The organism is Imperialibacter sp. EC-SDR9, from assembly GCF_902498805.1.
GTDB lineage: Bacteria > Bacteroidota > Bacteroidia > Cytophagales > Cyclobacteriaceae > Imperialibacter.
Genome location: NZ_LR701589.1, coordinates 94002 through 107246 on the forward strand (window position 1 = coordinate 94002; position 13245 = coordinate 107246).

Below are 13245 nucleotides of genomic sequence, written 5' to 3' on the forward strand. Positions count from 1 at the left end.
TACCTACTTATTTTTATGCCTAAAGAAACCCAGAACAAGTGGTTTGTACTCGCCGTACTGACCGCCGTTTACACCTTTAGCTTTATCGATCGGCAAATCCTGGTGATCCTGGCAGAACCCATCAAGGCGGATTTGAACCTGAGCGACACGCAGCTGGGCCTCCTCACAGGCCTGGCATTTGCAGCTTTGTATATTACCCTGGGCCTGCCCATTGCCCGGTTGGCCGACAAGGGGAACCGAAAGAATGTAGTAGCAGTGAGCCTGACCGTTTGGTCGTTCATGACGGCCATATCAGGGTCGGCCACCAGCTTCATTCACCTGTTTTTGGCCCGGATTGGTGTTGGCGTTGGCGAGGCGGGAGGAAGCCCTCCTTCTCACTCGATGATATCAGATATATTTCCTCCGAAAAAACGAGCTACCGCCCTTTCCATTTACTCATCAGGCATCTACATAGGTATGTTCCTCGGATTTGCCATCGGTGGCGTATTAGCCAAAAGCTTTGGTTGGCGGGTCGTGTTTTACTCGATTGGCATACCGGGTATCCTCCTTGCTGTTTTTCTGTACTTTTTTATAAAAGAACCGATAAAGGGCCAGTTTGACACTGCCGGAGCGAAAAACGAAGCCTCGACACTTCCCGAGGTGCTCAAGGTTTTATTCAGCAGCAAAGCCTTTATTCTTACTTCTTTGGGAACTGGCTTTCTGGTATTCGGACAATATGGAATGGGCAATTTCATGCCGTCCTTTCTGCAAAGAGTACACGGCATGGACATACGTGCCGCAGGGTACGTGCTGGGCATCACCTATGGCTTAGCTGGTGGAATTGGCTCGCTGGCTGGTGGTTACCTCTCCGACAGGATGGGTGCAAAAGATAAACGGTGGTATATCTGGGTGCCTATGACATGCCTTCTTATCAGTATCCTTCCTTTTAGCCTTACCGTGTTTTCAGACAATGTTCAATTGGTGGTAGTCATGTTTTTTCTAAACGTTGCTCTGGGTTCAACCTTCCTGGGCCCGGCCATTGCCGTCACCCATAGCCTGGTGGACGCCCGCATGCGTGCTTTCGCTTCTTCTGTTTTATTCCTGATCATGAACTTTATTGGCCTGGGCCTTGGCCCTCTGGTTGTTGGCTATTTGAGCGACGTATTGACTCCTGCATTTGGGGACTTAAGCTTAAGGTGGGCATTTTGTGCTATATTCATTTCCGCATCCATAGCGGTGGTTTTCTATGGCTTAGGAGCGAAAAACTATATCAAAGACCTCCAAAGGATGCAAGAGTAGCAAATCGTTAACAATGAAATTACTCCCAGCTTCTGGCCTGAAACAAACCCGACCGCTTCAGTATGAAAAAAGTGCTTAAAAGAGTCCTCTACATTGTTCTTTCCCTGATAGTTGTCGTTTTTATGGCAGCCTTGATTCTGGCTTACATTCCACTGAAGCCGAAGAGCAGCCACAAAGCAATTACACCAGAAGAGGCTGCTGAGCTGCGGCAGAGTTTTTCCGAGCCACACCATGAGTTCACTACCACCGATGGGGAAACGCTCTTCATGCGCCGTTGGAACCCGGACAGCGGAGAAACTACGAAAAAGGACATGGCGGTGCTGATATTTCATGGCGTTACTGCTCACAGTGGTGCCTACAAAATGGCCGGAGTGCCACTGGCAACGGCGGGCTACACTACTTTTGGTCTGGACTACCGTGGACACGGCCTGTCGGGCGGAAACCGGGCCGACTACCCGAGCAAAGAGCGCCGAATTGCCGACTTAGTTGAAGCAGTTGACTACGTCAAAAGTCTGGGCTATTCCAAAGTAGTCGTTTTTGGCCATAGCCTTGGTGTGGCGTCTGCCATCATGGTGGCCAAAGCCGTGCCTGAGGAGATTGCCGGATTGATATTGCTCTCTGGTGCTTATGAAGGCAAAAAGGGCGTAACCGCACCACCGTCACTTTATGAGAAAGCTAAAATTTTTTCGAGTGCTTTGTTCCGCCCTTCGCTGCAGGTGGTGGAATATTACCGGGAGGGGATGACGGGACTGGACGACCCCCTGTTCAATTTTAAGTATACCCTTCGGTTTTTGAGCATGCTCGACGTGACAGAACTCCGGCTTCCAAAAGATCTGAATATCCCTGTGCTGGTGGGCGTGGGTGATCAAGATGAGCTGTTTGAGGTGGCGCAGGTAAAGGCATTGTACGACGAAGTGCCGGGTGACAAAAAGGAGTTTGTGGTCTTGAAAGACACCTACCACGCCCGGTTTCCCGATGAAAGCTGGCAGGAGTTGATTGGCTGGCTGAATAAGAGTTTTTGAGGTGTATTGCCGCAGCGGCATTTGCAGACTGAGCGCTATCAGCAATCCAATTAGGTACACTCAATAATATACGCAAACAGGCGATTGCTCAGAGGTGAATAAAACATAAGCTCCTTACTGTGACCAAATTAGAGCCATGCTCTTTTGAATTTATTCGAGTCAATAATTATATTCATAGGCTGTTAAAGAGTTCAGGCCCAGCTCCATTCACCACAAAATCCTGAAAACAATTTCTCGAACCTGACCAAAAACAAAATGAAAAAACAAACCACAATCAGCTGCCTGTTTTGTTTGGCATTATTGTTCGATTCGTGCACCAGCACCAACAAAGAGGGTAATGCTCCCGAGCAGAAGAAAGAAACCTTTTCCTTAAATAAACTAGTGCCGGAAGAGAAAACTGCTCCCGATTCAATTATTAAAGCTTTGAATGCGATGCACCACCAGCTCAAAGTGCTTGAACGCAGGACAGTACCCGGGCCATTTACTGCCCCCGCAATGAAACACTATGCTGAATACGCTATAGATGTTAATGACTTACCAGTTATCAATCCAGGGCCGGGCGAATATGTGCATGTGATGGAAGGTCAGCGGGCTGGCTATCAAAATCTTACCATCGGAATAACGGAGACGTTTCCTGGTGGAGCGCCTCCGATGCACTCACATGAGGGCGAAGAATCCCATGTGTTGCTAGAGGGCGAAATTTTGTATGCTTTAGGAGACACTGTTTTTACTATGAAAGCGCCATACATGGTCAATATCCAGGCCGGCGTACCTCATGCTTTCAAAAATATCGGGGATAAAACAGCCAACCTTGTAGTGATATTTCCAACTAATATCTGGAAGTACGACGTGCTCGACTACTTTCCGTTTGACTCCGACACAGTGAATGTGAGTGCGAGATTCACCGATTTCAAAAATAAACTGGCCGGTAACTAACTCAGAAAGTCGTTTAATATTCCGACGGAGCACCTATTCTCAGCCATGTGACTCCGTTGGCGGCCTAGCCGATGGAATCAGTTGACATTCCAAAAATTGCCTGCCAGCAGACATATTGTGAATTAGAAGCAAAGACTTTGCTCCAATCCAGCTGAGATCAAATAAATTGTTGGCCAAATCGTGGTTATGCGCAAGCCAATGTGGGGGGCATACCACCGTCACATTTGATGAATCACCCTGAATAATGAGCAACACACAACTTCTGCAGTATGTTCGCAGCTTTGTTTCCCTCACCGACGAGGAGGCCGAGCAGTTTGCAGCTCCTTTTGAAGAGGTTCATGTAAAAAAACGGCAATTCGTTGTTCAGCCGAATTTCACCAACAAGCACCGGGCTTTTGTAGTAAAGGGCGCCTTCAGAAGCTATGCCATCCACGACGGGCAGGAACACACCCTTCAGTTTGCCATCGAAAACTGGTGGGTGTCGGATTTCAACAGTTACATCTACCAGCATCCGGCAACTCTTTTCATCGTGGCCCTGGAAGACAGTGTCCTTCTTCAAATTGAACACGCTAAAGAGCAGGAATTGAAAAAGGCCAATCATAAATTTGAGACCTTCTTCAGAATAATGGCCGAGAAGGGGCTGGCGTTTGAGCACAGGAGGATCATCTTCAACCTTTGCCACTCTGCCGAAGCCCGTTACGAAAATTTCATCCTGAACTTCCCCAATTTCATTCAGCGGGTGCCGCAATACGCCCTCGCTTCTTATCTGGGTATGACCACCGAATTTCTGTCACGAATCCGCAACAAAAAAGCGCACAGGAGAAGTTGAACTACATCAACCTTTTTTCTTGATCTGCTTCATTTTTACTGCCTTTTGATCGCCGCACTTTTGTGCTGTCAATTTTGACAAATGATCTAAAAAAGGAAAGAAAATGGAACAATCGCTGAACGAAATCTTCTCGGCTAAAAACGAGATGGTGAAGAAAGGGCAGATCGTGGAGGCAACCGAAAAGTACTTTGCCCCCAATGCCAAAACCATCGACTTCGATGGGACTGTAACAAACGAAAAATCAGAAATGCTTGCCAAAATGAAGGGGTTTGCCGACGCCATTGCCAGGGTAAATGGCATTCAGCTGCACAATGCCTCTCTCAATGGCGACACCTCTTTTGCCGAATTCACTTTCGACTTCGACATGAAAGACGGAAGCAAAATCCTATGGCATGAAATCCTCAAAACTTCCTGGAAAAATGGCCAGATCGTGGAGGAACAGTATTTCAAAGCTTAAACGACGCTAACGATGAAATTTGTAACCAAAAGAATCCACGCTTACCTGGACTATCCTGTGGCGGTGGCATTGATGGCTCTGCCTTTTGTACTTGGGCTGGGTAGGTCGCATACGTTCGCTCTACAGCTCTCCGTGGCCACAGGGGTCGCTGCCTTTGTTCTCACGCTGCTTACTGACCACCACCTCGGCGTGATGCGGGTGATTCCCTACCGGGTTCACCTCATCGTAGACGCCCTGGTTGGAGCGACGTTCGTGCTGGCTCCCTTTGTCCTCTCCTTCAAAGGACTAGACACCTATTACTACCTGATCAACGGCGTGGCTGTGTTAGCAGTAGTAAGTATGCACAAACCCGAAGCGGTCAGTTCAAAGTCATAATCAGGAACTATCATTTAAACATTTTAAAACCATACAAACAGACAAACAATGAAAACATTTTCATTCATACTAGCAGCATTGCTTATTTCAACCATCGGCTTTTCACAGGACATCAAAGCCAGTTACAATATTGACGACAGCAAAATCGCTTTGCAAGGCTACAGCCCCGTGTCGTACCTTGATTTAGGGATTGCCCAAAAGGGCCAGAAGGAGTTCAAGGCTACCCACGACGGTGTGGCTTTCTACTTCACTGACGCTAAACAGAAAAAGGCCTTTGACGCCAACCCTGAGAGGTATTTGCCACAATACGGAGGCTACTGTGCCTTTGGTGTGTCCGTTGGAGCAAAATTCAGGGTTGATCCTAATAAATTTGTTGTGAAAGACGGAAAATACTACTTATTTCTTTACAACATGGAAGTAGATGCCCAGCAACTGTGGCTGGAAGGCAATCACCACCAGTTGACCTCGAAAGCCGACGCTAACTGGAAAAAGCTGAGTAAAGAATAGTTGCCAACAAGCAGTCAACTTCACGCCACCTGTAGCACAGTGCCTCAGGTGGCTTTATACCATTAGGAGATGGACAAGCTTCTCAACGAGATCAGACATTGCAGTGTGTGCAAAGAGCATTTGCCGTATGCACCCAGGCCCATCATTCAGGCCAGCCGGGCAGCCAAAGTGGTGGTGATAGGGCAGGCCCCGGGACTCAAAGTGCAGCAAAGTGGCATTCCGTGGGACGATGCCAGCGGCGACAACCTGAGAAGCTGGCTGGGAATAGACCGGGAAACTTTCTACAATGACAAGCTGCTGACACTTATGCCCATGGGTTTTTGCTATCCTGGCACCGGAAAAAGTGGCGACCTGCCTCCAAGGCCGGAATGTGCGCCGTTGTGGCATCAACCAGTGATCGCCTCAATGCCGGAAGTACAACTCACACTGCTGATCGGGCAATATGCCCAGCCCCACTATTTGAAAGAAAGATGCATGAGCACTTTAACTGAGACAGTGAAGAACTATCAAGCCTATCTGCCGGAATACTTACCCCTTCCCCATCCATCGCCCCGCAACAATATATGGCAAAAGAAAAACAGCTGGTTTCGGGAAGAGGTGCTCCCCACCCTTCAATCCATCATATTACCCTTGTTAGAAAAAGATGACTATTGAGTTCAGGCAGCTTTCTGAGGTAAGCACCTCAGCCATTTTGGCGTTGATGAACAACCCCCTTGTGCGGCGTCAGATGCCCCTGCTGACCGACTACTTTGACGAAGCCGCCTGCGCTGCCTTCGTAGCAGCCAAAACCCGGCTATGGAACGAACATGGCTACGGTCCGTGGGCATTTGTGATAGACAATGAATTTGCCGGCTGGGGTGGCTTGCAGCCTGAGGGCGGCGAAGCCGACCTGGCCCTGGTGTTGCACCCCGACTACTGGGGCCTTGGAAAAAAGCTTCACCAGAAAATCATTGGCCGGGCCTTTACAGAAATGGGGCTGGAGTCCGTCACCGTGCTGTTTCCCCCCAGTCGAACCAGGGTGAAAGGCCTGCTGCGTCTCGGCTTCACAGAAGACAGCGAGGTGTATATAGGCCAGCATCGCTTCATCAGGTACCGGCTCCGAAGGTCTGACTAAGGGAATGATAGACATCGTTTCGTCAGGTAGTTTGTCGATAAGTGAGATAATTCCCTATTTTTATCAAACGCCCAAACACTACCTACTCATGAAGAGAAGAACCTTTGTCCGAAACGTAGCACTGGCCACGCCCGCACTGGCCTTTATGCCCTACCTCGATCTGTTTTCCAACCCACTAAAGGGGAAAGTAAAAATAACCGACGTGCAATGTGTGCTCGTTAAAATCGGCTTTCGGGTAAGTCCGCTCGTCAAGATCAGCACCAACGTGGGGCTGGTGGGTATTGGCGAATGCCACCACGACGAAACCGGGTATGGCGCCAAAGACATCATCCAAAATGTTTGCAAGCCTATCCTGATGGATCAGGATCCGCTGGACCTTGAATACCTCGTGTTCAAAATGAGCACCCGCACCTCGTACTATGGCGGCAACCATGGCCTGGCCACCCACGCCATCACTGGGGTGGAATTCGCTATGTGGGATCTGATCGGCAAGATCACCGAACAGCCGGTGCACAAAATACTTGGTGGCGGCAGTCATGTGAAGGAAGTGAGGGCCTATGCCTCATCGGGTCCTCAGGACATGCTGAGCAAGGAGTCCTGCGCAGAATTTGCTGAACTAATGAAAAGCCAGGGATGGACCGCTTGCAAAACCAATATTTTGAGAGACCAGGAGTGGAACAAGCTTGACAACCGCCGGCTGTCCAACGTGGAGGCCGACCGGAATGGAACAGGCTACGCCAACATGAGAGAAGCTCTCGGGCTCGAATTTGATATTGCCGTTCACTGCCACTGGGAGTTTGATTTCGACAGCGCACTAAGGCTGGCCAATGCAGTAGCACCTATACGTCCCATCTGGATGGAAGACCCTCTTCCCATTGCCTACAACGAACAGTGGGTCAAGCTGACGGAAAAGTCGCCCGTTCCCATCCTCACCGGCGAAAACCTGTATACCCGGGACGACTTCAGGCCCTTTATTGTCAACCAGGGAGTCAACCTGATTGAGATCGACGTGTCCATGGCGGGAGGCCTGCTGGAAGCCAAGAAAATCGCTGACATGGCAGAGACGTACTATATCCCAGTATGTACCCACAATGTAGCCGGCCCTATTGCCACCATTGCGTCAGCCAATTTTGCTGCTTCAGTGCGGGAGTTTGTGGCCCACGAAGCGTTTATCTTCCATCCGAAGAACAAGGCAGGCAATGGCATCAACGGTGACCCTGATGTGCTTGGTTACGATAAGGACGTCATTAAAAACGGCCACATCCAGCTCAGCGAGCGGCCTGGTTTTGGGTTTGAGCTTAACGAGAAGCTTGTTAAAGAGAAGTATTTGGTAGAAGGCGAAAATTGGTGGAAATAGGCGGGCAGGCAAAGCTTCGGTCTTACAGCCTCTTCCTTCATATGGCTCGTGGACAGTTCGAAACAACGGGTGATGGGTGCAACGATGTGGGCATGGAGGGCGATGGTGAGGATGTGGATAGGCGATATCTCTGGTTACCGACGGGGATCGCAGTCAGCATTTCTGCTACTGGCTGCTTAGCTGCTTTGACAAGCGAGGCTCCGACTAGGTCGTTCTATACTGCCTCAACTGTTGCTCCTATTTCCAGCCCTTGAAACTTGGTTCGCCTATTAAAAAGGGCTATTCTCATTTCTCTAAGTTCTTGAATCACCTCGTTTTGGACACCTGGAAGTAAAATAGGATCGGTAAAGTTTAGAATCTCATCAAGGGTTGCCCCTATACTAAAAAGATGTTCTAATTCATCGTACTGCTCCTGATTGATCAAAGGATTATATGGTATTAATAAGCTCTTGAATTCTGTAGGAATCAATTCTAAAACTCCGCCTCCATAAAACCTTCCCTCAAGCTCCGCTAAAATCAAAGTAAGCGAATTGTAAAAAGAAAAAACAAGGTTTTGAGCACAGTACTCTTTTTTGCAGACGACTCGATAAAAAGAATCTGTAACCAGTACATTGGCGTCATTCAGAAAAATTCTTGGATACCAGTGACTCCTTTTGCAAAATATGGCATGTGAACTCCAAATACTCGGAACATGATACCAGTGAGTTCTTTTCGTCATTTTGTACCTTTTATGGAGGTTGTCACTCTCGCCTTCCTCTACAAACTCTTGAGCACCTTTTGGAAGCTGTTCCTTTGGCACATTACTGAGGCAAACGAGATTGACAGACTTATCTTGGCTTCTTAACTGTTGAAAAGATTCGTTTGTAATTGTAATTGTATTATGAATAATATTACTCTTCTGCAAAATCGGCTTTATGTAAGCAGCATCTAAATTATACCTACGCAGTTCAGACAGCTTTCGAATAAAAAAACTATTAGCAGCGGTCACTATTCCCACTTCAGCTTTTTGACAATAATGCTTAATAGGCAATAGGCTCAAATCAGCTGAAACAGTGTCAATTGTATTCAATTGTTCGTCGCTAAGAATATAATTCGTCCATTTGTCAAGTCTCTCTCTGTGAACGTTAAAATTCATCTCAGTGTAGTTTGGTATGGTTAGGTCACTGAGCTTGTCTACTTGATAGAAACTCACGCCCTGTTCATCCTCAATATCGTGAGATTTTATACCTATAATAGCGACAACATCCTGTTCCGCATTTTCAAATATCAATTCGTTGAATGCGAATATTTCCACCCTATCAAAACTATCTAGTATCAAATTTCTTAATCCGCTAGTATATTTAACTTGTAATAACTCTGAAGGTAAGACAAAACACATCACTCCATCCCAATTTAAATTCTCAATTGCCCTGATCAGAAACGCTGGCCAAATATTTTTCACTTCACCTGAGATATTCGGTTGACAAATCTCCTTACATATTTCAATCTGATCGTCGGTTAAATACTCTTTACTGATATACGGAGGATTTCCAATTATTAGCGAATAGGTTTTCCGGAACTCAAATTGCAAAAAATCTTGAGCTAGGCCATTGATCTGTTCATCAGGTAAAAAGTTGCGCAACTTACCAGTAGACTTGTCTAATTCGCAATTGTCAATTTCGACCAAATCCACCTTAACATCCCTATCGCTAATGTGGGGAAGTAACGACTGAATGAACTCACCATCACCACAGCTCGGCTCCAACACAGTCAATGGACCAATTTTAGGTAAATAGTTGAGAAAAATATGATCAACAAGAAAAGTAGAAAGCACTTTTGGTGTATAGTATGAACCTATTTGCTTCTTGTTATTCATTTTTCAATGTCTTCAGCTTTGTATGGTCGAATACTTTCCTTTTGCACCAAAAGTGAAACTGCCTTTGAAAGCATATCTACACTTTTTTGATAAAGAAACTCTTTTAATTCAATCGACAGTTCACTTCCAGAGATTCTGCGTGATAATAATTGCAGATGCTTCACCTCCTTTTCAAGTCTGTTCAATAGAAATTTAGAACGCCTTTCAAGAATTAATTGGGGTCTATTGAGGTACAGCTTTTCAACTAAGTATTTTGCGGCGACAGATTGCCCATTTATGATCCAATCCTCACGGACAACGAATAATTTGTTATAATCCATCTTTGAAGGCTCCGGATAATAGACAAGTGGGATAGATGGATTTGAAGGTGGATCATTTGGCCAATCATTACCTTTGAAGCAGTTACATATTGAACATGCATAATAGAGGTTATTAAAGTCATCAATCAAGTGCCTAAACCTGGCGATTGATTTTGGACGGTAATGCTCAACATGAAAATTACGTGTCCCACCAAAATTATTTTCATGGATCGCACAGTATACGCATTGAAATCTCCCCTCGTCAGCAAGTTGAGGCTTCCAATCTTGATAGCTGCCACTTGTTGGTGGTGTGGTTGATTCTTTAGGTATTCGAAACCATTTCATTTACGAAGCTTTTCTTCTATTTCTTGTTGAACCGCCTTTATAGCATCAAGAGTGTTATCAACATCATCTAAAAAAGTACTACGGTCGCTAATCGCAGTTAAGTGAGGGATTGACAAATCCATCTGCAAAGCCTTCATTTCAGTAACAAGTTTATTAGAAGCATGGCCGGAGGCTATTTTTTCTGCTATTTGAGCTAACCTGGACAATTTCTCTCCGTTGGCTTTAAAGTAGTTTTCGCCTGATTTCAAAATGGTATTTAAGTAATTGTCGATATCTTCATCGAACTTACTCCGGCGTAACACAAGATTGAAAGCTTTGATTGAACTTTGTAAATCAGGCGTTCTCTCATAGTTAGTTATGGAAAACAGCGGCATGTCTGGTAAAGAATGGCGTATGAATTCTGCCACTTCATGTCCATAGTGCGCAACATTTCTTCCATCAACTTCCTGTTCATTTAGCCTTTCATCTAATATTAATGCAGACACCTCATTCTCCAGTATCCATTGGACATACGACTCAAAATCAAAAAACGGTTGACGGTCAATTACATTCCAAGATGTATCTTTAATGTTTCTTTCTACTTTTCTTCGAAAGCTTGTTCTCTGCGAATTTTTGTCGTCAATAATTGCCAGTGTCATTCTTCTGTATTTCTAGGTATCCATACTTTAAATAGTGCTCCTTTCAATTGGTCATCTTTTTCAACCGAAACCTCTCCCTTAAGTTCTTCTGCAGTGGATTTTACTATTGTAAGCCCCAAGCCAGTTCCTGTTTGTCGTCCTCTTGAGCCGACTTTGGTAGAAAACAATGGTCGCCAAATTTTAGATATGTACTCACTAGCAACACCAGGCCCGGAATCAGCTACAGATATAACAAGTCCTCTTATGTCGTGCCGATGTTCACTATAAAGATCAACCCTGATTTTTCGCTTCCGATCGGAGTTCGGAACAGCGGTAAACGAATTTGTAATTAAATTCAAAATTATAGATTCGATGTCCATTGTATACGTATGAGCATAGATATTTGACAGGTTTTGCTCCACTTCAATGTTTAGGGCATCTAATGCAGGTTTTATTTGCTCGATAGTATTACTAATAATTTCCTTAATTTTTCGATTACGTTTTACTCGTTTCTCACGTTCAATCCGACCAAGTGCAAATGCGCCCCAGCCTGCTATAAATTTCGCTTGATTATTCGCCTCCTTTAATTCATCAATTGCAAGATCTATCTCAGGCTCTAACTCTTGCAAATAAGCTAAAGCATTTGCGGAAGCATCTTTAAAGGTATTTATTGCGCTTTCCGTTTCATGACCAAAGACAGCTGACGAAATACCTAACGTAGCTAGCGCTCCTAATGTCCTTTTTTCATCAAGCAGTTCTTCGAATGCCTGCTCTGCTCTCTCTTTGATTTCAACAATTCGATTAATACTATTCGTCAACGAACTTCCTTTATAATCCTTCTTTTCATTGATATACTTCTCTAAAGCAGCTAAGTCAGATTGCAACGAGTTTAGAGTGTCGGTAATAAATTCAATAGAGCTCGACTTTGATTTGTCTCTAGGCTTTCCCCCCTGGTCTTCCTTGCTCACTAAGTCATAGCGATACTCCTCCAATAACCTCACAGAGCCAAGTACCACTGCTCTTAAATCCATAAAACTTTCATTTTCAACAAGACCTTCTCTTGCGGCGCTATCCTTCAAATCTTCGTTATTGTCTCGTGATATAAATACAGACCCAACTATCTGATTGGGTGTTATTTTATACGTTGGTCTACTTACACCAGCAGGATCTTTAGCTTTCCTTTCAGCAAGGCCCAACCAATCCTGTCCCATTTGTGCATTAAATCCGTACGGCTTAACAGCGATGTTATCCCGGTAAATCTTTACTCCTGAATTTTGCTCCAAAAATGAGCGTAAATCGGTCATTGAAAAGTCTGTTCCACTTAGAAGTGATGATTTCCTCGGGAAAAAGGACAATTGCAAATTAAATGGGCCACACTTCAAATAATTTTCGAATTTTATACCTGTGCGAGTGTTGAATTGCTGAATATCAAAAATTTCTGTCTTGTTCAGTTTAGGATTTATCTTGTTTTTGAATTCGTAAATAAGTTCCTTTTTTCCATCAAAATGGAGTGTTAGATCAATTTCAGCCACATCATAAATCGCAGTCTTCACTGGTCTGGAAAACGAGGGGTCAATATCATTCTTAAGAAGAATTTCAAAATTTATTCCACTTGCAAACAATGGTGTAAAGAACGATAATTCTCGGTATAAGTCGGAAATGTTTTCCTCGGTCCAATCGTGTCTAAGATTTGTTATTTTTAACTCTGTACCTGACGTAGAGTTATATTGATCTTTCGGAATATTAAGTTCAGCCGATTCGATGACTTTTAACTTTATATCACTCACACTTTTGTTATCCGTGTCAAATTCATCCCAGTTGACAAGCAATCCCTGTATCCTATCAAATTTGGATTTGGTAATGAGGGACATCTGCGCCCCTAGCCGGTCGGCAGCAATTCGCCCAATTCCTTTTTCGCCAGCTTTTCTCCTACCTTGTTGGCTTCGCTTTTTAACCCTCTTCTCGGAAAAACCAATAGTTAGCCAATTTGCATCAATTTCAAGCTCCGTCATTCCAAAGCCGTTGTCGGCAACTCTAACATAAGGTTCAGGAGTCTTACAAAAGATTTCTACTTCAACCTTAGATGCGTCTGCATCATAACTGTTTTTTATTAATTCAATAAGAGCTGTTGTATGATCTTTGATGCTCTCCCTCCCCAACTGTAATATTAGTCGTGCGTCTATCTTGAAATTTTTCTGTGAGCTATTCGTGTGATCCAAAATTTTGCCTTTAGTTATATAAATGGCGTACTGTG

The 13245-nt window shown here is 44.9% G+C and carries 14 protein-coding genes; 10 read left to right on the forward strand and 4 right to left on the reverse strand.

All coding sequences use genetic code 11. The features are described from left to right. Positions 1-15 precede the first annotated feature (15 nt). From GC130_RS16765 to GC130_RS16810, 10 genes are all read left to right on the forward strand, one after another. Entirely contained in the window at positions 16-1278 is a 1263-nt protein-coding gene (locus tag GC130_RS16765) for an MFS transporter (protein WP_151999493.1), read from the forward strand. 62 nt (positions 1279-1340) lie between these two features. Continuing rightward, positions 1341-2300: an alpha/beta hydrolase gene (locus tag GC130_RS16770; RefSeq protein ID WP_151999494.1), complete on the forward strand. Its 960-nt coding sequence runs from the start codon at positions 1341-1343 to the stop codon at positions 2298-2300. Positions 2301-2555: 255 nt separating this feature from the next. Then, a complete protein-coding gene (locus GC130_RS16775; RefSeq protein WP_151999495.1) occupies positions 2556-3236 on the forward strand; it encodes a cupin domain-containing protein in 681 nt (226 codons plus the stop codon). A gap of 244 nt (positions 3237-3480) precedes the next feature. Continuing rightward, positions 3481-4065 carry a Crp/Fnr family transcriptional regulator gene (locus tag GC130_RS16780; RefSeq protein WP_151999496.1) on the forward strand — a complete coding sequence of 195 codons (585 nt, stop codon included), beginning with the start codon at positions 3481-3483 and terminating at the stop codon, positions 4063-4065. A 103-nt stretch (positions 4066-4168) separates the two neighbouring features. After that, positions 4169-4522 carry a SnoaL-like domain-containing protein gene (locus GC130_RS16785; RefSeq protein WP_151999497.1) on the forward strand — a complete coding sequence of 118 codons (354 nt, stop codon included), beginning with the start codon at positions 4169-4171 and terminating at the stop codon, positions 4520-4522. A 12-nt stretch (positions 4523-4534) separates the two neighbouring features. Then, positions 4535-4897: a hypothetical protein gene (locus GC130_RS16790; RefSeq protein ID WP_151999498.1), complete on the forward strand. Its 363-nt coding sequence runs from the start codon at positions 4535-4537 to the stop codon at positions 4895-4897. A gap of 48 nt (positions 4898-4945) precedes the next feature. Then, entirely contained in the window at positions 4946-5404 is a 459-nt protein-coding gene (locus GC130_RS16795) for a YHS domain-containing (seleno)protein (RefSeq protein WP_151999499.1), read from the forward strand. Positions 5405-5473: 69 nt separating this feature from the next. After that, entirely contained in the window at positions 5474-6058 is a 585-nt protein-coding gene (locus GC130_RS16800) for a uracil-DNA glycosylase family protein (RefSeq protein WP_151999500.1), read from the forward strand. Beyond that, positions 6048-6518, forward strand: coding sequence for a GNAT family N-acetyltransferase (locus GC130_RS16805; protein WP_151999501.1), 471 nt, complete (start codon positions 6048-6050; stop codon positions 6516-6518). The genes GC130_RS16800 and GC130_RS16805 overlap by 11 nt, the downstream gene beginning before the upstream one ends. A gap of 88 nt (positions 6519-6606) precedes the next feature. After that, the gene (locus GC130_RS16810) at positions 6607-7875 is read left to right on the forward strand and encodes a mandelate racemase/muconate lactonizing enzyme family protein (protein WP_193217887.1); all 1269 of its coding nucleotides are present in this window, start codon (positions 6607-6609) and stop codon (positions 7873-7875) included. Positions 7876-8089: 214 nt separating this feature from the next. Here the strand turns inward: GC130_RS16810 and GC130_RS16815 are convergent, their stop codons facing one another. The 4 genes from GC130_RS16815 to GC130_RS16830 are packed head-to-tail and all read right to left on the reverse strand — an operon-like array spanning position 8090 to position 13210. Continuing rightward, positions 8090-9730 carry an N-6 DNA methylase gene (locus GC130_RS16815; RefSeq protein ID WP_151999503.1) on the reverse strand — a complete coding sequence of 547 codons (1641 nt, stop codon included), beginning with the start codon at positions 9728-9730 and terminating at the stop codon, positions 8090-8092. Continuing rightward, the gene (locus GC130_RS16820; protein WP_151999504.1) at positions 9727-10374 is read right to left on the reverse strand and encodes an HNH endonuclease; all 648 of its coding nucleotides are present in this window, start codon (positions 10372-10374) and stop codon (positions 9727-9729) included. The genes GC130_RS16815 and GC130_RS16820 overlap by 4 nt, the downstream gene beginning before the upstream one ends. Continuing rightward, on the reverse strand, positions 10371-11012 hold the full coding sequence (locus tag GC130_RS16825) for a hypothetical protein (RefSeq protein WP_151999505.1): 642 nt from the start codon (positions 11010-11012) through the stop codon (positions 10371-10373). Before GC130_RS16825 ends, GC130_RS16820 begins: the two co-directional genes overlap by 4 nt. After that, complete coding sequence (locus GC130_RS16830) at positions 11009-13210, reverse strand: ATP-binding protein (protein WP_151999506.1); 2202 nt, start codon at positions 13208-13210, stop codon at positions 11009-11011. Before GC130_RS16830 ends, GC130_RS16825 begins: the two co-directional genes overlap by 4 nt. Positions 13211-13245: the final 35 nt, after the last annotated feature.

Bases quoted from the DNA above. Each gene is read 5' to 3' on its own strand.
- GC130_RS16805 (WP_151999501.1), top strand. From the start codon at position 6,048: ATGACTATTGAGTTCAGGCAGCTTTCTGAGGTAAGCACCTCAGCCATT.
- GC130_RS16825 (WP_151999505.1), bottom strand. From the start codon at position 11,012: ATGACACTGGCAATTATTGACGACAAAAATTCGCAGAGAACAAGCTTT.
- GC130_RS16795 (WP_151999499.1), top strand. From the start codon at position 4,946: ATGAAAACATTTTCATTCATACTAGCAGCATTGCTTATTTCAACCATC.
- GC130_RS16810 (WP_193217887.1), top strand. From the start codon at position 6,607: ATGAAGAGAAGAACCTTTGTCCGAAACGTAGCACTGGCCACGCCCGCA.
- GC130_RS16770 (WP_151999494.1), top strand. From the start codon at position 1,341: ATGAAAAAAGTGCTTAAAAGAGTCCTCTACATTGTTCTTTCCCTGATA.
- GC130_RS16800 (WP_151999500.1), top strand. From the start codon at position 5,474: ATGGACAAGCTTCTCAACGAGATCAGACATTGCAGTGTGTGCAAAGAG.
- GC130_RS16765 (WP_151999493.1), top strand. From the start codon at position 16: ATGCCTAAAGAAACCCAGAACAAGTGGTTTGTACTCGCCGTACTGACC.
- GC130_RS16780 (WP_151999496.1), top strand. From the start codon at position 3,481: ATGAGCAACACACAACTTCTGCAGTATGTTCGCAGCTTTGTTTCCCTC.
- GC130_RS16815 (WP_151999503.1), bottom strand. From the start codon at position 9,730: ATGAATAACAAGAAGCAAATAGGTTCATACTATACACCAAAAGTGCTT.
- GC130_RS16775 (WP_151999495.1), top strand. From the start codon at position 2,556: ATGAAAAAACAAACCACAATCAGCTGCCTGTTTTGTTTGGCATTATTG.
- GC130_RS16820 (WP_151999504.1), bottom strand. From the start codon at position 10,374: ATGAAATGGTTTCGAATACCTAAAGAATCAACCACACCACCAACAAGT.
- GC130_RS16790 (WP_151999498.1), top strand. From the start codon at position 4,535: ATGAAATTTGTAACCAAAAGAATCCACGCTTACCTGGACTATCCTGTG.
- GC130_RS16785 (WP_151999497.1), top strand. From the start codon at position 4,169: ATGGAACAATCGCTGAACGAAATCTTCTCGGCTAAAAACGAGATGGTG.